Annotated in this window: 21 protein-coding genes; 8 read left to right on the forward strand and 13 right to left on the reverse strand. The window is 68.5% G+C overall.

Features of this window, described 5'->3' with window-relative positions; translation table 11 throughout:
* Positions 1 to 5 precede the first annotated feature (5 nt).
* The gene (locus BCO18175_RS02200; RefSeq protein ID WP_174979151.1) at positions 6 to 527 is read left to right on the forward strand and encodes a GNAT family N-acetyltransferase; all 522 of its coding nucleotides are present in this window, start codon (positions 6 to 8) and stop codon (positions 525 to 527) included.
* 141 nt (positions 528 to 668) lie between these two features.
* Here BCO18175_RS02200 and BCO18175_RS02205 read toward each other — a convergent pair whose 3' ends face one another.
* The 6 genes from BCO18175_RS02205 to BCO18175_RS02230 form a co-directional block, all read right to left on the reverse strand.
* Positions 669 to 1133, reverse strand: coding sequence for an Ivy family C-type lysozyme inhibitor (locus BCO18175_RS02205; protein ID WP_174979152.1), 465 nt, complete (start codon positions 1131 to 1133; stop codon positions 669 to 671).
* An 82-nt stretch (positions 1134 to 1215) separates the two neighbouring features.
* On the reverse strand, positions 1216 to 2688 hold the full coding sequence (locus BCO18175_RS02210) for an amidohydrolase family protein (protein ID WP_174979153.1): 1473 nt from the start codon (positions 2686 to 2688) through the stop codon (positions 1216 to 1218).
* 60 nt (positions 2689 to 2748) lie between these two features.
* Entirely contained in the window at positions 2749 to 4227 is a 1479-nt protein-coding gene (locus tag BCO18175_RS02215; RefSeq protein WP_174979154.1) for a sodium:solute symporter family protein, read from the reverse strand.
* Positions 4224 to 4436: a DUF3311 domain-containing protein gene (locus BCO18175_RS02220; protein ID WP_174979155.1), complete on the reverse strand. Its 213-nt coding sequence runs from the start codon at positions 4434 to 4436 to the stop codon at positions 4224 to 4226. Before BCO18175_RS02220 ends, BCO18175_RS02215 begins: the two co-directional genes overlap by 4 nt.
* A gap of 39 nt (positions 4437 to 4475) precedes the next feature.
* On the reverse strand, positions 4476 to 5603 hold the full coding sequence (locus BCO18175_RS02225; RefSeq protein ID WP_174916124.1) for a porin: 1128 nt from the start codon (positions 5601 to 5603) through the stop codon (positions 4476 to 4478).
* 295 nt (positions 5604 to 5898) lie between these two features.
* Positions 5899 to 6786: an IclR family transcriptional regulator gene (locus BCO18175_RS02230; protein WP_174979156.1), complete on the reverse strand. Its 888-nt coding sequence runs from the start codon at positions 6784 to 6786 to the stop codon at positions 5899 to 5901.
* Positions 6787 to 7080: 294 nt separating this feature from the next.
* Here BCO18175_RS02230 and BCO18175_RS02235 point away from each other — a divergent pair, with 294 nt between their 5' ends.
* Genes BCO18175_RS02235 through BCO18175_RS02265 form a run of 7 tightly spaced genes read left to right on the forward strand, consistent with a single transcriptional unit; the run spans position 7081 to position 13896 of the window.
* On the forward strand, positions 7081 to 8163 hold the full coding sequence (locus BCO18175_RS02235; protein ID WP_174916126.1) for an ABC transporter ATP-binding protein: 1083 nt from the start codon (positions 7081 to 7083) through the stop codon (positions 8161 to 8163).
* Entirely contained in the window at positions 8164 to 9141 is a 978-nt protein-coding gene (locus BCO18175_RS02240) for an ABC transporter permease (protein ID WP_174979157.1), read from the forward strand. It begins immediately after the preceding gene.
* Positions 9138 to 9932, forward strand: coding sequence for an ABC transporter permease (locus BCO18175_RS02245; protein ID WP_174979158.1), 795 nt, complete (start codon positions 9138 to 9140; stop codon positions 9930 to 9932). The genes BCO18175_RS02240 and BCO18175_RS02245 overlap by 4 nt, the downstream gene beginning before the upstream one ends.
* Before the next feature lie 2 nt (positions 9933 to 9934).
* Positions 9935 to 10279 (forward strand): (2Fe-2S)-binding protein, encoded by a 345-nt coding sequence (locus BCO18175_RS02250; RefSeq protein WP_174979159.1) that lies wholly within the window; start codon positions 9935 to 9937, stop codon positions 10277 to 10279.
* Positions 10276 to 11709 (forward strand): NAD(P)/FAD-dependent oxidoreductase, encoded by a 1434-nt coding sequence (locus tag BCO18175_RS02255; RefSeq protein WP_174979160.1) that lies wholly within the window; start codon positions 10276 to 10278, stop codon positions 11707 to 11709. Before BCO18175_RS02250 ends, BCO18175_RS02255 begins: the two co-directional genes overlap by 4 nt.
* Positions 11702 to 12853: an NAD(P)/FAD-dependent oxidoreductase gene (locus BCO18175_RS02260; protein ID WP_174979161.1), complete on the forward strand. Its 1152-nt coding sequence runs from the start codon at positions 11702 to 11704 to the stop codon at positions 12851 to 12853. Before BCO18175_RS02255 ends, BCO18175_RS02260 begins: the two co-directional genes overlap by 8 nt.
* Positions 12850 to 13896, forward strand: coding sequence for an ABC transporter substrate-binding protein (locus BCO18175_RS02265; protein WP_174968170.1), 1047 nt, complete (start codon positions 12850 to 12852; stop codon positions 13894 to 13896). Before BCO18175_RS02260 ends, BCO18175_RS02265 begins: the two co-directional genes overlap by 4 nt.
* 21 nt (positions 13897 to 13917) lie before the next feature.
* Here the strand turns inward: BCO18175_RS02265 and BCO18175_RS02270 are convergent, their stop codons facing one another.
* From BCO18175_RS02270 to BCO18175_RS02300, 7 genes are all read right to left on the reverse strand, one after another.
* Complete coding sequence (locus BCO18175_RS02270; RefSeq protein WP_174979162.1) at positions 13918 to 15258, reverse strand: serine hydrolase domain-containing protein; 1341 nt, start codon at positions 15256 to 15258, stop codon at positions 13918 to 13920.
* 46 nt (positions 15259 to 15304) lie between these two features.
* Positions 15305 to 15700 carry a BON domain-containing protein gene (locus BCO18175_RS02275; protein WP_174979163.1) on the reverse strand — a complete coding sequence of 132 codons (396 nt, stop codon included), beginning with the start codon at positions 15698 to 15700 and terminating at the stop codon, positions 15305 to 15307.
* A 37-nt stretch (positions 15701 to 15737) separates the two neighbouring features.
* Positions 15738 to 16796, reverse strand: coding sequence for a porin (locus tag BCO18175_RS02280; protein ID WP_174979164.1), 1059 nt, complete (start codon positions 16794 to 16796; stop codon positions 15738 to 15740).
* A 120-nt stretch (positions 16797 to 16916) separates the two neighbouring features.
* The gene (locus tag BCO18175_RS02285; protein WP_174979165.1) at positions 16917 to 18215 is read right to left on the reverse strand and encodes an MFS transporter; all 1299 of its coding nucleotides are present in this window, start codon (positions 18213 to 18215) and stop codon (positions 16917 to 16919) included.
* 44 nt (positions 18216 to 18259) lie between these two features.
* The gene (locus BCO18175_RS02290) at positions 18260 to 19405 is read right to left on the reverse strand and encodes a CaiB/BaiF CoA transferase family protein (protein ID WP_174979166.1); all 1146 of its coding nucleotides are present in this window, start codon (positions 19403 to 19405) and stop codon (positions 18260 to 18262) included.
* Positions 19402 to 20589, reverse strand: coding sequence for an acyl-CoA dehydrogenase family protein (locus BCO18175_RS02295; RefSeq protein ID WP_174979167.1), 1188 nt, complete (start codon positions 20587 to 20589; stop codon positions 19402 to 19404). Before BCO18175_RS02295 ends, BCO18175_RS02290 begins: the two co-directional genes overlap by 4 nt.
* An 11-nt stretch (positions 20590 to 20600) precedes the next feature.
* The gene (locus BCO18175_RS02300) at positions 20601 to 22154 is read right to left on the reverse strand and encodes an AMP-binding protein (RefSeq protein WP_174979168.1); all 1554 of its coding nucleotides are present in this window, start codon (positions 22152 to 22154) and stop codon (positions 20601 to 20603) included.
* Positions 22155 to 22213: the final 59 nt, after the last annotated feature.

Raw genomic sequence — 22213 nt, forward strand, 5'->3', positions numbered from 1 at the left:
TCTTCATGTTGATCCGCGTTGCAACACCGTCCGATGCCGTCCCGCTTGCCGAACTGAAGCGCGACACGTTTCGCGAAACCTTTCTGCATGACGGATTCAATATCGACTACCCGCCGCACGATCTGGCCGCGTACGAGGCCGAAACCTACTCGGTAGAAGCGGTCACGGGCCAGCTCAACGATCCCCTGTGCCGCACGTGGGTCGCCGAAAGCGACGACGGCCAGCTGGTGGGGTATGCGCACGCGGGGCCGTGCAAGCTTCCGCACCCGGACGTGGCGGACGATTCGGGGGAGATCCATCAGATCTACCTTCGGCGAGGCACGCAAGGGACCGGCGCCGGGCGCGCATTGTTCGACTCCGCACTGGACTATCTGGCAACGGAACGCCCCGGCCCGGTCTGGCTTGGCGTGTGGTCCGGCAACGCGAAGGCCATCGCCTTCTACGAGAAGGCCGGTTTCAAGCGCGTCGGCACTTACGATTTCAAGGTCGGTGAAGCGACCGACCTGGAATTCATCTACCGTCGTTGACCTTCGCTGCTGCACGCCGACCGAGCCACGCCAGCAAAAAGGGGCGCCGCGCACGAGTGCGCGACGCCCCTGCTTCGCCTCGGCCAGTTCAGTCGCGCAACGATGGCGATTGATGCGTGACAGGCCGTCAATCGGCCGGCGTCACTTGTAATTGAACGCGTCGGGGTGGTTCTCGAGGCTGCCCGTCAGTGCCGCATACAGAATCGTCCGTCCGTCGATCGATTCGCTCCCGCCGCCGATATTGAGCCAAGTCAGCTTCTCGGCGCCCTCCTTCGGACCCGCGACGGACAGCACGCCGTACATCACCTTCTTCTGCGGATCGTACAGCACCGCGATGCGCTCCGACCCGCAGTTGTGCGGCTTGCAGGCAGTCATCACGTAGACGTCGTGCCCGCCGAACACGACGGTGGTTCCCGGAGATTCGGTGCCGTTCGTCACCCATGCCGGCACTGCGTGACCTTTCTTCATTGCGGTGAACGCGTCGCTCGCCGCGCGATCGCCGGGGATTGCACTCATCGTCCATGTTTTCGTGGGCGCGGGGCCCGCGGCCCATGCGGCCTGGGCGAGGATCAGCGCGGCAGCGGCGAGAGGAATCCTCAAGTTCATATATCCACTCCTATCAATATGGCGATTCCTTAGTCGCCATAACACCGAAAAGAGTTCTGCCCGTCGCGTCAACTTTTGTTAATCAATAGCGGCTGCGCCCCCACAGCGTCTTCGGCTCGTCGAGCAAATGACGCAACCCGCTGCGCTCGATCGTGATTTCCGCGACTTCGTTCACGCGGTCGAGAACCGCGCCTTCGTCGACCGACAACACGCGCCGATCCTCCATCAGTACCCTTCCGCCGACCATCGTCATGCACACGTCAGCCGCGTTCGCGAAGCATGTCACGCGATACACGGGCATGTTCATCGGCATCATGTGCGGCCGGAACAGGTCGACGAGGATGATGTCGGCGAGCTTGCCCGTTTCCAGCGAACCGACCTCGTGATCGACCGACAGCGCCTTCGCCGCGTCGATCGTCACCATCTCCAGCACCTTGCCGTGCGGCAGCACGTCCGGGTCGCGGAAATGCCGGCGGTGGTAATGCATGCACTGCCACATGTGACGGAACATGTCGTAGCCGCGATCCGGTGCCGCGCCGTCGGACGCGATCGCCACCGTCACGCCCGCATCGATCAGCTCGGGCACCGGGCAGCGCCCGATGATCGACATGATCGCGCTCGGGTTGTGGACGATCGCGGTGCCCGTCTCGACGCACGCCGCGATGTCGTCGTCGGTCAGGTCGATGCTGTGCGACATGAACGACGTCGGGCCGAGCAAGCCGAGCTCGCGATGCGCGAACGCGAGCGTGCCTGCGCGGTGGCCGTCCTGCGTGAACGTCAGCCCGCGCTCACGCGCCAGCGCGCCGTAACGTGCGGCCTGGTCGCGGAAATCGCGCTCGTACCGTGCGAGTTCGGAGTCGTGCTCAGGTCCGTACACAGGGAGCGTGAGCGCGATGCGGATCCGGCCATCGGCATCGTCGTGGCATTCGTCGATGATGCGCTCGCACACTTCATACATCGTGTCGAAATCGATGTCGCGCGTATCGCTGCCGTCCGGCGTGTGGCGCGTATAAGCCCGCGGCGCGGGCGGACGCGACGGGCCGACCGCCACGATCGAGCGCGTACCGGTGCGCACGACCGCGTCGCAATGGCGACGCGCATAGACCGGATCGTCGACGCGCATGATCGAATTACCGCCGCCGAGCAGCGACACGCCCGTCGTCACGCCGGCCTTCAGCCGTTCGAGCGCGGCGAGATGGGATTCTGCTTCCCAGAACGCCTCGTCGGACGCGCGCGTGTAGATGGCTTCGGCCGCGGCCGACCATGCATCGCCGTCCGCGCCGCCGATCGTGCGCAGCATCGCGTGACCCGCGTGCGCATGCGCATCGATCAGGCCCGGCAGCACGGCCTTGCGGCGCGCGTCGATCGTGCGCTCGGCACGGTAGCGCGCCTGCAATTCATCGGTGCTGCCCACGGCGACGATGCGATCGCCGTTCACCGCAACCGCGCCGTTCTCGATCACGCGCCGCTGCGGGTCCATCGTGATCACGCAGCCATTCGCGATCAGCGTGTCGATCGCTTCGCGGTTGTCGTCTCGCTTGTCCTCGGTAGTCATCGCACAGTGTCCTGTTGTCATTCGATTGATCTTGTTGCCATCCAGCGGCATGAAAATCGGTCACGCCGAACCGACCGGCGCGGCAATACGCGCCTTCAGCTTGCGCTGCCCCGCGCTGATCACGATGAACACCACCGCATTCACCGCGAGCGCGACGAGCCCGGGGTTGATCGACGTCAGCGTGTTCGACGCGCCGGGGAACAGCGATGCGAGCGTCACGCCATAGTAGTTCGTCATCGCGATCACGATCGCACCGGCTGCGATGCCCGCAAACGCACCTTCACGCGTGCCGAACGGTCGCTTCAGGAAGCTCGATGCGAGCATCGGCACGAGCTGCGTCAGCAGGCTCGACGAGAAGATCGCGAGCGTAACGAACGTCGCACCGCCGCGCAGCACGAAGTAGACGACCACCAGCGTGAAGATCGGCAGCGCGATCCGCGCGACGCGCGTCACCTCGCGGTCGGTCGCGTTCGGTGCGAAACCTTCGCGGTAGATGTTGCGCGCGATCGTCGTCGATGCGTTCAGCATGATCAGCGAACCCGGCACCAGCGCGGTCAGGAGGCCCGTGCCGCCGACGACGCCGACGAACCACGCGGGGAAGGTCTGCTTCACGAGGCGCAGCAGCGCGAGATCGGTCTGCGCGCCTTCGAGCCCGTGCACGGTCATCACGGCCGCGAAGCCGACGAGGAACAGGAACGCGATCAGCACCTGGTACAACGGCATCAGGATCACGTTGCGGCGCAGCGCGCGCTCGTCCTTCGCGACGTAGATCGCGGTGAAGCCGTGCGGATACAGGTAGTAGCCGAGCGACGTGAGCAGGATCGTCGAGTTGTACCAGCTCAGGTTGAAGCCGTGCTCCGGCATGCGCAGCAGTTCGGGATGCGCGGCGTCGATCTTCGCGAACATCTCGCCGAGGCCGCCGTAGTAATGCATCGGCAGATACAGGCCGAGGAAGATCGCGATCGCGAGGATCAGCACGTCCTTGAAGATCGCGATGCTCGCGGAGCCGTGGATGCCCGACACGACCATGTACACGGCCATCAGCGTCGCGGCGATCCAGATCGCGGCCGCTTGCGGGATCAGCCCGTACGACATCTCGGACACGATCACGCCGAGCCCGCGCAACTGGATCATCAGCAGCGACACCATCGCGAACACCGCGACGACCGACACCAGCACGCCGATCGCGCGGCTGTCGTACTTCGACGCGAAGTAGTCGGCGAACGATACGAGCCCGCGCTCCTTCGCGTAACGCCAGACGGCCGGCAGCATCCAGTAGCCGATCACGAACGCGAGGCAGCCGTACGACAGGATGTAGAACGCGGGCACGCCCTTGCTGTAGGTCCAGCCGCTCGCACCGAGGAACGAGAACGTCGAGAACGCCTCGCCGGCCATCAGCAGGAACGTGAGCAGCGAGCCGAAGCCGCGCCCGCCGACCGCCCACTGCTCGAGCGTGAGCTTGCGGCCGCGGCGCGCCATCACGCCGATGGCGAGCGCGAACACGGCGAACGCCGCGATGATGATGATCGAAGCGTTCATCGCGCGTCTCCCGGGCGGCCGGCGCGGGCCGCGTCGCGCTCGTCGAGATGGAACAGGATCGCGAGGATCGCGGCCGTGGCCGCCATCCAGACCAGGTTCCAGACGAGCAGGAACGGCAGCCCGAACAGCATCGGCCGCACCTCGGCGAGCGAGCCGCCCGCATACATCCCGACGAACGGCAACGCCGCCAGCAACAGTTTGAGTTTCATGAATGCCTCCTCCGGAAGACGCGCGTATGCGTCAGAACATCAGAACTTCTGGCGGATGCCGACCACCACCGCCACCTGCGACGTCGTCGACGACGCACTGTCGGTGCCGTCGATCCATGCCTGGCCGACACCCGACGACGCCTTCTGGTAGAAGCCGTTCACGTACACGTCGGTGCGCTTGGACAGCAGGTACTGCACGCCTGCCGATACCTGGTGGTAGTGGCCGCTGTCGCTGGCGCGCGCGACCTGCGTATAGGTGTAACCGGCCGCCGCCATCAGCGCCGGCGTGATCATGTAGCGCAGGCTGCCTTCGTAGTTGTTGAAGCGCAGCGCGCCACCCGTCGCCTGCCCGAAGTTCGAGCCCGTATACAGCAGGCCGAGCGTGGCCGGCCCGATCGCGTAGCTGCCGCCCGCGCCCCAGATCTGCTGGCGGATCGCGTTGCCGAGGCTCGCGCCAAACACCGACTCCGACGCCGGATAGTAGTTATCCGAAGCAACCGCGCCGCTCGTGCTGACCGCCGGATGGTTCACGCGCGCATACGCGGCACCCGCATTGAGCGGCCCGTTCACGTATGTGACGCCCGCGCTCCAGCTGTTGTCGTTCGCGAAGCCGGTCGAGTTCGAGAAGCCGTACACGAGGTTCGCCTGCAGGCCCGCGATCGTCGGCGACACGTACTTCACCGCGTTGTTGGTGCGGAACGTGTTGTTGATGTCGTCGTTGTCGAACGGGTGCGTCGAGTATTGCGCGAGGAAGCTGCTCATCTGCAGCGAGCCGAGGATGTCCTGCGTCGAGTTGTACTGGCGGCCGAGCGTCACCGCGCCCCAGTTCGCGCCGCTCAGGCCGACCCACGCCGATCGCCCGAACATCCGGCCGCCCTGCCCAAGCGCGCCGTTCGCGACGTTGAAGCCGTTCTCGAGGCGGAAGTTCGCCTTCAGCCCGCCGCCGAGATCCTCGGTGCCGATCAAGCCCCAGCGCGGGCCCGATTCGTTGCCGCCCGTGAATTGCCACAATGCATGGCCCTTCGCGTTGTTCGTGTAGGTCACGCCCGCGTCGACGATCCCGTACAGCGTCACCGTCGACTGCGCGTGCGCGGCGCCCGCAAACAGCATTGCGACCGCTGCGCCCACGCCTGCGGCGCCCGTCTTCCCACCCTTCATTCGCACCATCTCCGTCTTCTCCTCTCCAAACCTGTTCATCGATGTGTTGTGTTTTTTTGATCCTGCCCATCCGCGCCGACCGGGTTGTATAGACAGTCGCTGGATGGTATCCAGCCGCAATCACATCAAGAAATGAAATGTTCAACTGGCGAGCAGTTGAAAATCGAATGGTGGCGAGATGAGCGGGGACGGTGCGTCCCTGCAAGAGAAACGAAAGCGCGCAAGTCCGCTGGACGCGGCGCGCTTTGCTCAGACGTGAATGGCTCGCGTAAGCAAGCTGACGAAACGGCGACGCGTGATGCGCCTATGCGGTTTTCCCTGACAGCCCGTGCATCGGCCGCCGCAGCGCGGCGTCGAACGGGTTGGTGCGCGGCCCGATCGCATCGGCCTGGCGCCGCAGCAGTTCGACGACCATCGGCATCCGGTCGTCGCCGAGGCGCGACGCAAGCGTACCGACGCTCAGCGCGCCGACCGGATACCCGGTGCGATCGAGGATCGGCACCGCGACGCCGGCCATCCCGTCGAGCACGCCGCTGTTGCGGCCCGCGTAGCCGAGCTGCCGCACGCGTTCGATCTCGGTGCGCAGGTACACCTCGTCGAGCACGCCATAGCCGCGAATGCGCGGCACGTTGAAGCGGATCACTTCCTCGCGTTCGGCTTCGGGCAGGAACGCGAGGATCGCGAGACTGCCCTGCCCCACGCCGAGCGCGATGCGCCCGCCGATATCGCCGGTGAACGAGCGGATCGGGAATGGCCCTTCGCACAGGTCGAGACACACCGCGTCGAAGCCGCTCTTCACGAGCAGGAAGATCGTCTCGCCGAGACTCGCACACAGCCGCAGCAGCGCGGGGCGGCACAGCGTGCGCATGCTGCTCGGGTTGCCGGCCTGCGCGGCGAGCGCGAAGAAGTCGACGCTCAGCCGGTACAACTTCGATTGCTCATCCTGCTCGACCATCCCTTCGGCGATCAGCGATTGCAGGATCCGGTGCGCGGTGCCCTGCGTGAGGCCGACGGCCTTCGCGAGATGCGTGACGCGCACGCCGTCCTGCTGCATGCCGGCCAGCGCACGCAGGATCGCGAACGCGCGCTGCAGCATGCCGGTGCCCGGCGCGCCGGCCGCATCGGCGACGTCCTCGTCCGGGTGCGCCGCGCCTGCGGCGGGCGACGTTCCGGCCGAATGGGGTTCCTGCATGCCGGCTCTCCTCGATGATTTCAATGAACGGAATACGCTAGCCGCCATTTTCGTCCGGCCGAAATTCCGCGGGCATCCGGGTGTGCACGGGATTGACGCGTGCGATTTGCGGTTCTGCCACCCGTCATCCAGCGGAACGATTTGTGTGCCGCGCTTCGATCTATTCCGATCATCGGAATTTTTCAGAAATTCATCCCGTTCAGCAGAATTCGAAATTGACGCTCCGAAATATGGCTGGCTAGAGTCCGCGTCATTGGCACACCGGCCTCGCGGTGTGCGAACCCGGAGCTTCCCATGTCGTTTCTCACGCTTACGGATCTGACGAAAACCTTCGGCGACCTCACCGCCGTCGCCGACGTCAACCTGTCGGTCGAACAAGGCGAATTCGTGTCGCTGCTCGGGCCGTCGGGCTGCGGCAAGACCACCACGCTGCAGATGATCGCCGGCTTCGTCGACGTCACGCGCGGGCGCATCGCGCTCGACGGGCAGGACATCACGCATCTGAAGCCGAACCGGCGCGGGCTCGGCATCGTGTTCCAGAGCTACGCGCTGTTTCCGCACATGAGCGTCGCGGAAAACGTCGGCTTCGGGCTCGACATGCGCGGCGTCGACAAGGCGGAGCGCACGGAGCGCATCCGCGCGGCGCTCGCGCTCGTGCGCCTCGATGCGCTCGCGCACCGCTTTCCGCGCGAGCTGTCGGGCGGCCAGCGGCAGCGCGTCGCGATTGCGCGCGCGGTCGTGATCGAGCCGCCGGTGCTGCTGCTCGACGAACCGATGTCGAACCTCGACGCGAAGCTGCGCGAGGACATGCAGTTCGAGCTGCGCGCGATCCAGCGCAAGATCGGCACGACGACGATCATGGTCACGCACGATCAGTCGGAAGCGCTGTCGATCAGCGATCGCGTGGTCGTGATGGAAGCCGGCCGCATCACGCAGACCGACACGCCGTACCGTGCGTACGAGCGCCCGGAAACCCGCTTCGTGTCGCAGTTCATCGGCAAGGCGAACCTGCTGCCCGGCACGATCGTCGCGCACGACGGCGACGCGATCCGCATCGACCTCGGCCACGGCCTCGCCGAAACCGGCCACGCCGCGCACCTGCCGCCGCGCGAGCGCGACATGGGCGTCGGCGATGCCGTGTCGGTCTGCATCCGTCCGGAGAAACTGCGGCTATGCGCGCCCGATGCCGGCCGCTTCGCCGCGACCGTCACGAGCCGCTTCTTTCTCGGCAGCCAGTGGCTGTACCGCGTCGACAGCGCGCTCGGCGAAGTGCTCGTGTGCTGCCAGAACGAAGGCGCGGAGCCGCTCGCGGAAGGCGCGCCGGTCGGCATCGACTGGCACAGCGATGCGGTACGCGTGATGAGCAGGGAGGCTTGAATGGGACAGCCCACCCGCCCGCTGACCACCGACGGCGTACCGGCCGGCCTCGCGCAGCCGGCCCCGCCCGATGGCGCGCCGGCACGCGCCGCCGCCGGACGCGCGCCGCGCGCGACATGGCGTGCGCATGCGCCGCTGTGGCTGATGTGCGCGCCGGCATTCGCGCTGTTCGCCGCGCTCGTGCTGGTGCCGCTCGCGATGACGTTCGTGCTGACGTTCTACCGCTTCGACCCGGCGACGGGTGCGATCCCCGCGTTCCAGTTCGGCAACTACGCGGAAGTGCTCGGCTCGTCGTACTTCCACACGATCTTCCTGCGCACGTTCGGGATCGCCGCGCTCACGACCGCGATCTGTGTCGCGGTCGGCACGCCGGAAGCGTACGTGCTGTCGAAAATGCGCGACCCGTGGCGCTCGCTGTTCCTGCTCGCGATCCTCGCGCCGCTGCTCGTGTCGATCGTCGTGCGCGCGTTCGGCTGGAGCATGCTGCTGAACACGAGCGGACTCGTGAACCGGACGCTCGGGCTCGTCGGCCTCGGGCCGTACAAGCTCGAATACACGACCTTCGCGATCGTGATCGCACTGGTACACGTGATGCTGCCGTTCATGGTGATTCCCGTGTGGACCGCGCTGCAACGGCTCGATCCGCAGACCGAGCACGCGGCGCTGTCGCTCGGCGCGTCGCCGTTCACGACGCTGCGCCGCATCGTGCTGCCGCAACTGATGCCGGGCGTGCTGTCGGGCAGCCTGATGGTGTTCGGGCTGTCGGCAAGCGCGTTCGCGATTCCGGGCCTGCTCGGCGGACGCCGGCTGAAGGTCGCGGCCACGGCCGTCTACGACGAATTCCTCGGCTCGCTGAACTGGCCGCTCGGCGCGACGATCGCGGTGCTGCTGCTGATCGCGAACCTCGTCGTGATGCTCACCTACTACCGCGTGCTCGAACGCCGCTACGCACGCAGCCTCGGAGGCGCATCCCGATGAGAAAGAACGGCCCCCTCGCCCTCGCGTTCCACACGCTCGTGATCGTGTTCGAGCTCGCGCCGCTCGCGATCGTCGTGCTGGTCGCGTTCACGCCGGACGAAACGCTGACACTGCCGACCCACGGGCTGTCGCTGCGCTGGTTCCGCGCGATCCTCGACTACCCCGACTTCGTCACCGCGTTCTTCAACAGCCTGAAGCTCGCATTCGCGTCGGCGACGCTGTCGCTCGCGATCGCGCTGCCGGCGGGCCTCGCCATCGGCCGCGCGACGTTTCCCGGCCGCGCGTTCCTGAACGGGCTGCTGCTGTCGCCGCTCGTGATTCCCGGCCTCGTGCTCGGCATCGCGCTGCTGCGCTTCTTCGCGCTGATCGGCGCGACCGGCTCGTTCGCGTGGCTCGTGCTCGCGCACATGATCGTCATCACGCCGTTCGTGATGCGGCTCGTGCTCGCATCCGTCGCCGGCCTCGACCGCAGCATCGAGCAGGCCGCGTGCTCGCTCGGCGCGGACCCGTGGACGACCTTCCGCCGCATCACGCTGCCGATGATCGTGCCCGGCATCACCGGCGGCTGGCTGCTCGCGTTCATCAACAGCTTCGACGAGCTGACGATGTCGATCTTCGTCACGTCGCCGCAGACGGTCACGCTGCCCGTGCGCATGTACATGTATGCGACCGAGTCGATCGACCCGATGATGGCGTCGGTGTCGGCGCTCGTCATCTTCATCACCGCCGGCGCGATGCTGCTGCTCGATCGCGTGTACGGCCTGAACCGCATTCTGATCGGCCAACACTGACCATGACTTCCGTTTCCCGTTCAATAGAACCCGTGGACGACGGCGCGCAGTTCGTGCGCGTCGCCGAGCGCGAGCGTGCCGCGATCGCGTTCACGCTCGACGGCCACCCCGCGCAGGCCCTTGCCGGCGACACCGTGCTCACCGCGATCCTCGTCGCGCAGCGCCGCGTGCGCATCAGCGAATTCAGCGGCCTGCCGCGCGCGGGCTTCTGCCTGATCGGCGCGTGCCAGGACTGCTGGGTGCGCACCGAGGCAGGCGCACGCGTGCGCGCATGTTCGACGCCGATCGCCGACGGCATGCGGATTCTCACAGGCGTGCAGCCCGTTGCAGCCGGAGACACGCAATGACCGACGCACTCCAACCGGTGATCGTCGGCGCAGGCCCGGCCGGCGTGCGCGCGGCCGAGGCGCTGGTCGACGCGGGACTGCGCCCCGTCGTGATCGACGAGAACGCGCGCTGGGGCGGGCAGATCTACCGGCAACCGCCGGCGAACGGCGCTTTCGCACGCGGCAAGCGCACGCTGTACGGGTTCGAGGCCGCGAAGGCCGACGCCATACACCGGACCATGGCCGCGCTGCTGCCGCACGTCGACTACCGGCCGGACACGCTCGCCTGGGCATGCGGTGCGGGCCGCGTCGATACGCTGCAGGACGGCCACGAAGTGACCGTGCCGTATTCACACCTGATCGTCGCCAGCGGCGCGACCGACCGCATGCTGCCCGTGCCGGGCTGGACCCTCCCAGGTGTTTATACGCTCGGCGGCGCGCAGGTCGCGCTGAAGGCGCAGGGCTGCGCGATCGGCCGACGCATCGTGTTCGCGGGCACGGGGCCGCTGCTGTATCTCGTCGCGTACCAGTATGCGAAGGCCGGTGCACAGGTCGCGGCCGTGCTCGACACGAGCCCGCTGCGTCGCCAGGCCGCCGCCGCGCCCGCGTTGCTGCGCATGCCGTCGATCCTCGCGAAGGGGCTCTATTACATCGGCTGGCTGCGTGCGCGCGGCGTCGCGATCGAAACGGGGGTCACGCTCGAGCGCGTGCTCGGCGAGCAACATGTGACGGGCCTCGCGTGGCGCGCGGCCGGCGCCGATGCGCAGCCGCGCATGCTCGACTGCGATGCGCTCGGTCTCGGCTTCGGCCTGCGTTCGGAAACGCAGCTCGCCGATCTTGCCGGCTGCCGGTTCGGTTTCGACCCGGTCAACCGTGCATGGTTGCCCGAGCGCGACGCGGCCGGCCGCACGTCGGTGCGCGGGATTTACGTCGCGGGCGACGGCGCGGGCATCGCGGGTGCCGACGCGGCGGAAGCGTCGGGCCGGCGCGCGGCGCTCGCGTTGCTCGCCGACGCGGGCATCGCATCGCCCTCGCCGTCCGGCAAGCCCGATGCGGCAACGCTCGAACGCACGCTCGCGCGCATCGGCGCCTTCCGCGCGGGCCTCGAAGCGGCGTTCGCGCTGCCCGTCGAGCAGGTTGCGCGCTGCGCCGACGACACGATCGTGTGCCGCTGCGAGGAGGTCGACGCGGGCACGCTGCGCCGCTGCATTCGTGGCGGCGCAGCGACCGAACTGAACCGGTTGAAGGCGCTGACGCGGGTCGGGATGGGCCGCTGCCAGGGCCGCATGTGCGGCGACGCGGCCGCGCTCGTGCTGGCTGCCGAAACCGGCCGCCCGCTTGCCGACATCGGCCGCTTGCGCGTGCAACCGCCCGTGAAGCCGTTCCCGATCTCGGCCGCGCTCGCGGGCGACGATGTCGCGGCGATTCCCGACGAGGCGCGCGATGAGTGAGATCCGGCATTACGACGTCGCGATCGTCGGCGGCGGCCTCGTCGGCGCATCGGCCGCGCTGGCGCTGACACGGCGCGGCCTGCGCGTCGGGCTGTTCGAGCGGCGCGACTGCGGCGCGCAGGCGAGTGGCGTGAACTACGGCGGCGTGCGCTGCCAGGGCCGCCCGGCCGAGCAACTGCCGCTCGCGCTGCGCGCGCGGCGCATCTGGGATCGCCTGCCCGAGCTGATCGGCATCGACGGTGAATTCGTCGTGTCGGGCCACTTGCGACTCGCGCGCAGCGACGCCGATCTCGACGCGCTCGACGCGTACGCGACGCTCGCCGGCGAGCACGGCCTGCCGCTGCAGGTGATGCGCGGCGACGCGTTCCGCCGCCGCTATCCGTGGCTCGGCCGCGCGGCGCTCGGCGGTTCGCTGTGCGCGACCGACGGCCATGCGAACCCGCGCCTCGTGTCGCCCGCGTTCGCGCGCGCGGCCCGCGCGGCGGGCGCCGACGTATTCGAGCACACACCGATCGGCGACGTTCACCACGATGGCTCGCGCTTCCACTTCCACGCAGGCGGCCGCGCGTGCAGCGCGACGTGGCTGATCAATTCGGCCGGCGCGTGGGCGAACACGATCGCCGAGCGCTTCGGCGAAGCCGTGCCGATGGAGCCGATCTACCCGAACATGTGGGTGACCGAACCGCTGCCGCCGTTCATCACGCACAACCTCGGCGTCTATGGCGGCGGCGTGTACGCGCGGCAGGTCGCGCGCGGCAACTGCGTGATCGGCGGCGGGCGCGGCCGCGGCGACGGCGAGTTCGGCCAGCCGTCGGTCGATACGACGCGCGCGGTGATGCGCGACGCCTGCGCACTGCTGCCCGCGCTGCGCGACGCGCTGCTGATCCGCACGTGGAGCGGCGTCGAAGGCTGCACGCCCGACCACAACCCGATCATCGGCGCGAGCCGCACGACGCCGCGCCTGCTGCATGCATTCGGTTTTTCCGGCGGCGGCTTCCTGCTCGCGCCGGGCGTCGGCGACGTGCTCGCCGATCTTGTCACGACCGGCGAAACCGCCACGCCGCTCGATGCGTTCTCGATCGGCCGTTTTGCACCGCAAGCCACGCCGACTGCCCCTTTCCCCCAAGAGGAGACCCACAAATGAAACTGCTCGGAACGATCGCGGCGGCCGCCGCCCTCTGCATCGCAGGCGCGAATGCGCCCGCGTTCGCGCAAACGAAGACGATCTACGTCGGCATGAACGGCGGCCCGATGGAGAAGGCCTATACGAGCCAGGTGCTGCCCGACTTCGAGAAGGCGAACAACGTGAAGGTCGTCGTGGTGCCCGGCACGTCGTCGGACGTGCTCGCGAAGCTGCTCGCGAACCGCAACAAGCCGCAGATCCACGTCGCGTTCCTCGACGACGGCGTGATGGCGCGCGCGGTCAGCCTCGGCGTGTGCCAGAAGCTCGACGATTCGCCGGTGCTCAAGGAGCTGTATCCGTTCGCGCGGATGAAGGACGATGTCGGCGCGGGCGTGCAGCTCGGGATGACCGGCATCGCGTACAACAAGAAGCTGTTCGCGGAAAAAGGCTGGGCGCCGCCGACGTCGTGGATGGATTTCGCTGATCCGAAATACAAGGGCAAGGTCGTGTTCCAGTCGGCATCGAGCAGCACGTTCGGGCTGCATGGCTTCCTCGCGATCAACCGTCTGCTCGGCGGCAGCGAGCAGAACGTCGAGCCCGGCTTCAGCAAGTGGGCGAGCACGGTCGGGCCGAACGTCGTCGAGTACATCCCGAACTCGGCGAAGATCTCCGAGATGGTGCAGACCGGCGAGGCCGGCCTGTTCCCGCTCACACCGACCGGCGTCGGCGACCTGCAGGACAAGGGCATCCCGGTCGCGTACGCGAATCCGAAGGAAGGCCCCGTGCTGCTGCTCGTCGACCTGTGCGTGGTGGCGAACAATCCCGATCCACAGCTGGCGCAGAAGCTCGCGCAATTCCTGCTGTCCGCGCCCGCGCAGACGAAGGCTGCCGAGGCCGGCAGGCAGATCCCGACCAACCGCGTCGCGAAGATGCCCGCCGCGATGCAGCAAAGCCTCGGCAACGTCGACGACCTGGTGCGCAAGGTGACGGTCGTCGACTGGACCGCGATCAATGCGCGCCGCGCGCAGTGGGATACGCGCTGGAACCGGCAGATCGAGCGGTAAGCCTGGGCGGGCGCGGTTGCGTTACCGCAGCTTCTCCGCGACCGCGCGTGCCACCGAGCTCAGCGCATCGCCGCGCTCGAGCGCCGCGCGCGGCCGTGTCGCTGCGCCCTGCGCATCGAGCGCGCGCGGCGCGAAGTCCGGCGACGACGAGAACTTGACGATCGTCAGTGCGGTCTTCGGCTCGACGAGAATCGACTGGCCGAACCGCCCCGCCGCCGCGAACGAGCCGTCGCCGTCGTTCACCTGGTACCAGTAGTCGCGATACGCATAGCCGTCCTTGCCCGCGATCACGTTGCCCTTCGCGAACAGCGCCGCGTTGGGCGCGGGCTGCAGTGCCGCACGAATCGTCGCGGCCGGCAGCGTGCCGCGTGCGCCGCCGAACCCGGTGCGCACGCGCTCTGCAAAGCGCGCGGCATCGCGCAGCGTCGTGTACAACCCGCCGCTCGCCATCGCCATCGCATTGCGGTCGACGACGACGTACGCATCGTCTTCCGCGAAATCGCGCCACAGCCACCGTTCGACCAGCGCGCTCCACGACTGCCCCGTCGCGCGCTGCATCGCCCACGCGACGGCTTCCGGCGAACCGTTCTGATAGAACCACGCGCTGCCGGGCGCCACGTCCGGTACACGCTGTACGGTCAGCAGGAAGTCAGCGATGCTGGCCGGCGCGCCTTCACGGTGCGGCACCAGCCCGACGGCGCCGAACAGGCCGAGATCGGGCGGGATGCCTGGTGCATACGCGGTCGGTACTTCCATGTCCAGGTTCTGCTGCAGCGTCGCGCCGCCGAACGGCGTGTCGGCGAGTTCCGGCACCGTGCGCGCGAGCGGCGCGCCCGCGTCGAGCACGCCGGATTCGATCATCTGCGCGGCCAGCAGGCCCGTCACCGATTTCGTCATCGACGCCCATGCGTGCGGCTGGTCGGGCCGGAAACCGTCGAAGTAGCGCTCGTAGACGATCCGACCGCGCTGCACGACGATGAAGCCGTCCGTATGCGTTGCGCGCAGGTATGCGTCGAGCGTCAGCGTCTCGCCGCCGATCGTCACGGGCAGCGTGTCGAGGCCGGATGCCGGCTGCTCGGGCAACAGCATCGGCGCGGCCGCGTGCCGGATGCCGGCCGTCGGCGCGAGCAGCCGCGTATTGCCCAACGCCCAGCGCAGGCGCGCCGGCGTGAATGCGTTCGTCTTGTTGACGACCTGGCCGGACGGCGGCGGGAAGCCCTGCATCATGCTCGGGGTGACGGCGTCGGTTGCGGCGGGGACAGCGGGCGCGATCGCGGTGAGCGCGAGCCCGCCGGCCAGCACGAAAGCGTCAGCCAGCCGGCGAGTGCGCCGGGTAGCGGTAAAGCGTCGATGAATTCGCATCGAATCATGTCTCGTAGTGGAAGGAAAGCGACCTTGTGCCGGGCGATCACGGCTGCTGGCCATCGATGCGCAGCAGGTTCGACACCGACGCGACCCCGTCGACGCGGCGCGCAACCGCCGCCGCGAGATTCACCTGGTTCGTATCGGTGACCGAGCCGCTAAGCGTCACGCTGCCGTCTCGCACCCGCACGAGGATGCGCGTGACGTTCAGGTTCTTCGTGCGTGCGAGCGCCGTGCTGACGCGGCGTTTCAGCTTGCGGTCGGCCGCCTTGCGTTGTGCCGGCGACAGGTCGGCCGACGCAGGCGCCTGCGCCGATGCCTGCACGGCCGTCTCCGCCGGTGGCGGGAGCGCCGCGCTCGCGGCATCGGGTTGCGCGTGGGCGACGACGGTCCAGCCTGCCGCCGTCAGCAGCGCCGCAGCCAGTCGGGATGAAGTACGCATGATCGAATCACACTCCTGAAAGATCGTTGAAAAAAACTCAGAACTGCGTCATCAGGCCGATCGACACACCGGTCGTCGCGCTCGCCCCGCGCCGCAGGTTCAGCGCCGCGATCGTCGCCGGGTCGCGCATGTACGCACCGGTCATCCCGTTGCGATCGACCTCGACATACAGCTCGGTGCGCTTCGACAGGAAGTACTCGGCGATCGCGTAGGTCGTCAGCTTGTGGCCGTCCGCACCCGACACGTTGCCGAGATTGCGCGCGCGGTCGTAGAACGCGGCCGCGCTCAGCTGCACCGACGGCAGCGGCTGCACGACGATGCCGAACGACGGGATATCGTCACGCCGCGACGGCGCCCCCGCCTTGTTCGCGCTCACGTTCAGCGATGCGTAGCTCAGGTAGAAGCGCGCACGGCCAAGCTGCAGCGTGCCGCCCGCCTGGATCGTCTGCGCCGATTGCGAGCCGTCCGGGCTATACGTCTTCGCGTACGACACGCCGCCCATCAGATCCGAATACGTGTACATCGCGGCCGTCGAATAGCTGGCGCCCGCATGCGAGCTGCCCGCCACGCCGCCCGGCGAATAGTTCGCGCCGAACCGCAAACCGCCCACCTGCCCGAGATACTTGATCGTGTTGTTGAAGCGCGAGTCGAGCGTGAAGAAGTTGCCGTCGAACAGCACGCCCGGCTCGACCGCGAGCGATTGCCCGCGCCCGCCGAGCGGATCGAGCGCGATGCCGAGATCTTCCGCGGCGTTGAACTGGCGGCCGAGGGTCAGGCGGCCGAAGTCGCCGGCCAGGCCGACATACGCGGCCTGCGAAAACAACGTGCCGGATGTCTTCAGCGCACCGGTGCCGCTGTTGAACGCGCCATCGAGCACGAACAGCGCCTTCAGCCCGCTGCCCAGATCTTCCTTGCCGCGAATGCCGAACTCGTTGCCCGCGATGATGTTGTTGTTGAACCCGACCTGGCTGCCGCCCGGCAACCCGTTGACCCAGCGCACGCCGCCGCCGATCCGGCCGAACAGCGTCACGCTCGACTGCGCATGCGCACTCCCCCACAGCGCGCCGATCAGCGCCGCCGCGATCATCTTCTTCATGTCTCCTCCTGCCGCGTCGTCGCACGGCGTATCGTGGTACTGCTTCCCGTCGAAAGGCGCCGCTGCCCGGCTGGCGGGTCGCACGCCGAAAGCGATGCAATGCGATAGGCGCGGCAAGCGCTAGCGGCCGCACGCGCCGACCGGCGGCGCGGCGCGCTCCGTGTCGCCCGCGAGGCGCCGCAGCGAACGCTGCGGATCGAGGCACCACGCACCGAGCACGCCACAGATGATCAGCACGACGCCGCACACGACGCTCGCCTGTTCGAAGCCGCGCGCAACCGACGCGCCGCTCGCCTCGATCAGCATCCCGGTGACGACCGGCGCGCCGAGGCCCGCAAGCGACGCGAAGCCGTTGCTGAGCGCGAGCACGCCGCCGCGCTGCGCGTCCGGCGTCACCTCGGCGAGCATCGCGGGGCCGACCGAGTACATCGTCAGCGTCAGGCCGCTGCCGAGCGTCAGCAGCACGAGCTTCGCCGTGCGCGGCACCTCCGGCACCGGCAGCATGGCCAGCATTGCGCCGGCGACGGCGAGCGTGACGGCGATGAACGTGCCGCGCCCGTGTCGCGACGGCAGGCCGCGCGCGAGCAACGTCTGCGACAGCCATGCCAGCGCGAGACTGAGCGGCGACGTGACCGCGACGAACAGCGCGAACATGCGCCCCGCCTCGTGCGGCCCGAAACCGAGCCCGAGCTGCAGGTAGGTCGGCATCCACGTGAGCGTCATCGCGAGAATCCAGTTCGCCGCGAAATGGCCGAGAAAGTTGCCGAGCACCGTGCGATCGGTCAGCAGCCGCCCGTACGGCACGCGTTCGCCACGGCCCACGCGCGGGCCGCGCGACAGCGTGCCCTCCTCGCCGACCACCGCCCACGCGATGCACCACACAGCCCCCAACAGCGCCAGCACCGCGAAGTTCGCGCGCCAGCCCCAGTGCGACGTGACGACCGGAATCGCGAGCCCCGCGATCAGCAGGCCGAGCGCGCTGCCCTGATGCAGCAGCGCGACCGGGAGATTGCGCCGCGTATCGGGAAACCATTTGTAGATCGCATGCGTCGCGACCGGCGACGCGGGCCCTTCGCCGATACCGAGCAGCACGCGGCACGCGATGACGACCCAGATCGAGCTTGCGACGAGCATCGGCAGTTGCAGCAGCGCCCATGCGGCCGCCATCGCGAACAGCAGCCATTTCGCGGGCCAGCGGTTCGCGGCGATACCGCCCGCGACCGCCGCGACCGCGAACAGCCAGTTGAGGCTGCCGCCGATCACGCCGAACTGCGTCGGGCTCAGATGCAGGTCGCGCATCATCGGCACCGACACGAGGCCGAGCACGACCTTGTCGAGAAAATTCACCAGCATCATCAGCGCGAGCATCGTCGCGATCGACCACGCCCGTCCGGGGCGGTACTGCGCACCATTCGTCATGGCTGTCTCCTGTTTATTTATCGTCGGCGTCCAGTGGTATCGCGCTATCCGCCACCGTGCTCGCCGGGCGCCGGCACACAGTCGTCGCCGTCCGGCAGGCCGAGCGAGAATTTCACCGGGAAGCGCACCGCGAGCGACCCGTCGCCCGCCACCTCGCGGGCGACGCCGCGTGCGCGCACGTGCGGATCGTCGAATACCGCACCCGCGTCGGCCACGCGCGACACAGGCAGCCCGAGCGCGCCGAGCACGCGCATCCAGTCGCCCTGCGTGCGCGTCGCGAAGGTCGCGCGCAGCAGCGCGCCAAGCGCGTGCCGATGCTGCTGCCGGCCCGCACGCTGCGCGAAGCGCGGTTCGCGCAGCGCCGGATACGCGTCGCCGAGCGCATCGGCGAACACGGCCCAGAACTTGTCCTCGAGCGTCGCGAGCACGATGTGCCGGCCATCGGCGGTCTCGAACAGGTCGTTGTCGGGCATCACCCAGCGCGCCGTATCCTGCGTATCGCGGCCGGTGCGCAGCGCCCATGCGGCCGGTGCGGTCCACGCGAAAATCGCGTCGTGGATCGACACGTCGAGATGCTGGCCGCGCCCGCTCGCGCGTGCGCTCATCACGGCAACCGCCAGCGCGAGCGCGGCGTGCAGCGCGGCCGCGTGATCGGCCAGCCGCACCCGCGGCCGTGCGACGGTGTCGCGAAGCTGCGCGGGCACCGACCAGTAACCGGCGTCGGCAAGGAAGTTCAGGTCGTGGCCGGGACGGTTCGCATACGGGCCGTCCTGCCCGTAGCCGGTGATCGAGCACAGCACGACGCGCGGGTTCGCGCGCGCCAGCACGTCGTAGCCCAGCCCGAGCCGCGCCATCACACCGGGCCGGTTGCCTTCGACCACCGCATCGGCATCGCGCACGAGATCGAGAAAGCGTGCGTGTCCGTCCGGCGTCTTCAGGTCGAGCACGATCGAGCGCTTGCCGCGATTGAACTGCGCGAACGTGTCGGCGCCGAACTGCCGCAGCGCGTCGCCGCCCGGCGGCTCGACCTTGATCACGTCGGCGCCGAGTTGGCGCAGCAGCGAGCACGCATGCGGGCCGGGCAGCAGTTGACCGGCATCGACGATCCGCACGCCGCGCAGGCACGACCAGGCCGGCGCGTCGCCATCGGCGGCGGGCCAGGCGCCGCGTGCGTCGTCGCGCGCCGTCATGCGCCGCCTCCCGCGCCGGCCGGTTCGAGAATCGCCTTCGCGATCGTGTTGCGCTGGATCTCGCTGGTGCCCGTCAGGATCCGGAACATCCGCAGCTTGCGGAACGTCTGCTCGACCGGATGGCCGCGCGTGACGCCGACGTTGCCGTGAATCTGCACGGCCTTGTCCGCGACCTCGAAGCAGCGCTCCGACACGTACAACTTGCATGAAGCGGCCGTCATCCGCAGGTCGGCGCCTGCATCGGCGAGCGCGGCCGTATGCGCGATCATGCTTTCGCATGCCCACAACGCGGCGGCCATGTCGGCCAGCATGTGCTGGATCGCCTGGAACCGCGCGATCGGGCCGCCGAACTGCCGGCGCGTGCGCGCGTAATCGAGCGACGCCCGGTACGCCGACATCGCGAGGCCGAGCATCGTCGGGCAATGCAGCAACCGGTTCACGTTGATGCGCGACATGCCGAGCCGGAAGCCGTTGCCGAGCCCGCCGAACACGTTCTCGCGCGGCACGCGCACGTCGACGAAGCGGATGTCCGCGTCGATGTGCTGGCCGGACATCGGCACGTACTCATGCTCGACGCTTACGCCGGGCAGGTCGAGATCGACCAGTACGGCCGTGATCTGCGGCGGTGACGCGGACGCATCGGTCACGCACATCACGATCGCGAAATCGGCGAACGGCGCGCCGCTGATGTAATGCTTCGTGCCGTTGATCACGAGCGCATCGCCGTCCTCGACCGCCGTGGTGCGGATGCTCATCGCGTCCGAGCCCGAGTGCGGTTCGGTCAGCGCGAAGCACGTCGATTTCTCGCCACGCATCACCGGCCTGAAATAGCGATCGAGCTGCGCGGGCGTCGCGTACTTCAGCATGTTGCCGACGCGCGGCGGCCCGCCGAGTTCGCCAAGCACATGCGGCGCGAGCGCCGCGCCGCACGCTGCGAGGTCGGCCTTCAGCGCGCACACCTCGGCGATCGACAGCCCCTGTCCGCCGATCTCGGCGGGCAGGCTCGCGGTATAGAAGCCGAGCGCGGCCGAGCGTTGCCAGACGCGGCGCAGCACGTCGCGCGGCCACACGCCTTCGGAGTCGAGCCGCAGCTCGCGCTCGATCGGGCGCAGTTCGTCGTCGACGAAGCGCAGCACGGCCGCGCGCAGCGCGACGAATTCAGGGCGTTGCAGATGATCGAACATGGCGGGTTCCGTCAGTTGACGCGGCGCGCGACACCGCGCCAGTACTGCTCGCGCACGAGCTTGCGGGCGATCTTGCCGTTCGCGTTCTTCGGCAGCTCGGCGACGAAATCGATGGAGCGCGGCAGCTTGTAGTCGGCGAGCTGCGCGCGGCAATGCGCGACGAGATCGTTCGCGTGCGCCTCACGGCCGGCGCGCAGCACGACGACGGCCTTCACGGCCTCGCCCCACTTGTCGTCGGGCACGCCGACCACGCACGCCTCGAGCACGCCTTCGTGCCGGTAGAGCGCTGCTTCGACTTCGGTCGGATACACGTTGAAGCCGCCCGAGATGATCATGTCGTGCTTGCGGTCGACCAGATAGATGAAGCCGTCGCGATCGGTGCGCGCGAGGTCGCCCGTGTGCAGCCACCCGTCGACCAGCACCTCGCGCGTCAGCTCCGGCGCATTCCAGTAGCCCTGGAACACGTCCGCGCCGCGTATCACGATCTCGCCGATCGCATCGCCCTCGACTTCGCGTCCGTCGGCATCGACCACGCGCACCTCGGTTTCGCCGAGCGGCCGGCCGCACGACGCGAGCCGCTCGCGGTCGTGCAGCAGCGCGTGCGCGTGGTCCGCGATGCCGAACCGCGTAACACCCGACGTCGATTCGCTCGCGCCATAGCCTTGCGACAGCACCGGGCCGATACGCGCCCACGCTTCCTCGATGCGCGCCGGCGCCATCGGTGCCGCGCCGTAGCCGAGCACCTTCAGGCTGCGCAGGTCGGCCTGCGCGAGCTCGGGCGCGTTCAGCAGCATGTTGACCATCGCCGGCACCATGAACGTGTGCGTGATGCGCTGGCGGGCAACGTCGGCGAGGAAATGCGCGGGCTCGAACGCGTCGAACAGCACGAGCGTCGCGCCGCAGAACAGGTACGGCTGCATCAGCATCCCGGACGCATGCGTGATCGGGCCGATCAGCGCGAGCCGGTCGCCGGGCTGCGCGGGGCGGTCCATCCCCAGCACGATCTTGCGCAACGATGCGAGGCGGTTGCCGTAGCTCTGCATCGCAGCCTTGATGCGCCCCGTCGAGCCGGACGAGAAATGCAGCACGGCGAGATCGTCCGGCGCCGGCTGATAGTCGGGCGGCGTATCGCTGCCCTTCGCGAGCAGCGTTTCGTAGTCGAGATAGCCGGCCACCGCGCCGCCGATCGACACGAAACGCTCGACCGACGCGAAGCCCGGCGAATCGGGCGTGTAATCCGTGTAGCCGCGCCCGCCGATGAACGCGGCGGGTGCGCAGTTGCCGACGACGTCGGCGGCCTCAGCCGCCGTGAAGCGCGGATTCAGCGCGGCTTTCACGAGGCCGGCCTTGTAAAGCGCGCATTCGATCTCGACGAGCTCGATGCAGTTGCGCGCCTGCACGGCGATGCGTGTGCCGGGTGCGAAGCCGAGGCCGCGCAGCGCATTCGCGAGCCGCGTCGAGCGCTCGTCGAGCTGGCGGTACGTGACGGTGCGGTCGCGGTGGATCACGGCGGGCTGGCTGCCCCAGTAGCGGGCCGCGCGCCGCAGGAAGTAGGCGAAGCTCAAAACGATTCTCCTGGTCGAACAGTGCCGCCAGTCTGTAAGATGCCCAGGCATCACCACAA

It is taken from the genome of Burkholderia lata (assembly GCF_902499335.1).
GTDB classification, from domain to species: Bacteria; Pseudomonadota; Gammaproteobacteria; order Burkholderiales; family Burkholderiaceae; genus Burkholderia; species Burkholderia lata_B.

Excerpts from the sequence above, each read along its gene's own strand:
- BCO18175_RS02200 (WP_174979151.1), top strand. The coding sequence starts at position 6 with ATGTTGATCCGCGTTGCAACACCGTCCGATGCCGTCCCGCTTGCCGAA.
- BCO18175_RS02205 (WP_174979152.1), bottom strand. The coding sequence starts at position 1,133 with ATGAACTTGAGGATTCCTCTCGCCGCTGCCGCGCTGATCCTCGCCCAG.
- BCO18175_RS02210 (WP_174979153.1), bottom strand. The coding sequence starts at position 2,688 with ATGACTACCGAGGACAAGCGAGACGACAACCGCGAAGCGATCGACACG.
- BCO18175_RS02215 (WP_174979154.1), bottom strand. The coding sequence starts at position 4,227 with ATGAACGCTTCGATCATCATCATCGCGGCGTTCGCCGTGTTCGCGCTC.
- BCO18175_RS02220 (WP_174979155.1), bottom strand. The coding sequence starts at position 4,436 with ATGAAACTCAAACTGTTGCTGGCGGCGTTGCCGTTCGTCGGGATGTAT.
- BCO18175_RS02225 (WP_174916124.1), bottom strand. The coding sequence starts at position 5,603 with ATGGTGCGAATGAAGGGTGGGAAGACGGGCGCCGCAGGCGTGGGCGCA.
- BCO18175_RS02230 (WP_174979156.1), bottom strand. The coding sequence starts at position 6,786 with ATGCAGGAACCCCATTCGGCCGGAACGTCGCCCGCCGCAGGCGCGGCG.
- BCO18175_RS02235 (WP_174916126.1), top strand. The coding sequence starts at position 7,081 with ATGTCGTTTCTCACGCTTACGGATCTGACGAAAACCTTCGGCGACCTC.
- BCO18175_RS02240 (WP_174979157.1), top strand. The coding sequence starts at position 8,164 with ATGGGACAGCCCACCCGCCCGCTGACCACCGACGGCGTACCGGCCGGC.
- BCO18175_RS02245 (WP_174979158.1), top strand. The coding sequence starts at position 9,138 with ATGAGAAAGAACGGCCCCCTCGCCCTCGCGTTCCACACGCTCGTGATC.
- BCO18175_RS02250 (WP_174979159.1), top strand. The coding sequence starts at position 9,935 with ATGACTTCCGTTTCCCGTTCAATAGAACCCGTGGACGACGGCGCGCAG.
- BCO18175_RS02255 (WP_174979160.1), top strand. The coding sequence starts at position 10,276 with ATGACCGACGCACTCCAACCGGTGATCGTCGGCGCAGGCCCGGCCGGC.
- BCO18175_RS02260 (WP_174979161.1), top strand. The coding sequence starts at position 11,702 with ATGAGTGAGATCCGGCATTACGACGTCGCGATCGTCGGCGGCGGCCTC.
- BCO18175_RS02265 (WP_174968170.1), top strand. The coding sequence starts at position 12,850 with ATGAAACTGCTCGGAACGATCGCGGCGGCCGCCGCCCTCTGCATCGCA.
- BCO18175_RS02270 (WP_174979162.1), bottom strand. The coding sequence starts at position 15,258 with ATGCGAATTCATCGACGCTTTACCGCTACCCGGCGCACTCGCCGGCTG.
- BCO18175_RS02275 (WP_174979163.1), bottom strand. The coding sequence starts at position 15,700 with ATGCGTACTTCATCCCGACTGGCTGCGGCGCTGCTGACGGCGGCAGGC.
- BCO18175_RS02280 (WP_174979164.1), bottom strand. The coding sequence starts at position 16,796 with ATGAAGAAGATGATCGCGGCGGCGCTGATCGGCGCGCTGTGGGGGAGT.
- BCO18175_RS02285 (WP_174979165.1), bottom strand. The coding sequence starts at position 18,215 with ATGACGAATGGTGCGCAGTACCGCCCCGGACGGGCGTGGTCGATCGCG.
- BCO18175_RS02290 (WP_174979166.1), bottom strand. The coding sequence starts at position 19,405 with ATGACGGCGCGCGACGACGCACGCGGCGCCTGGCCCGCCGCCGATGGC.
- BCO18175_RS02295 (WP_174979167.1), bottom strand. The coding sequence starts at position 20,589 with ATGTTCGATCATCTGCAACGCCCTGAATTCGTCGCGCTGCGCGCGGCC.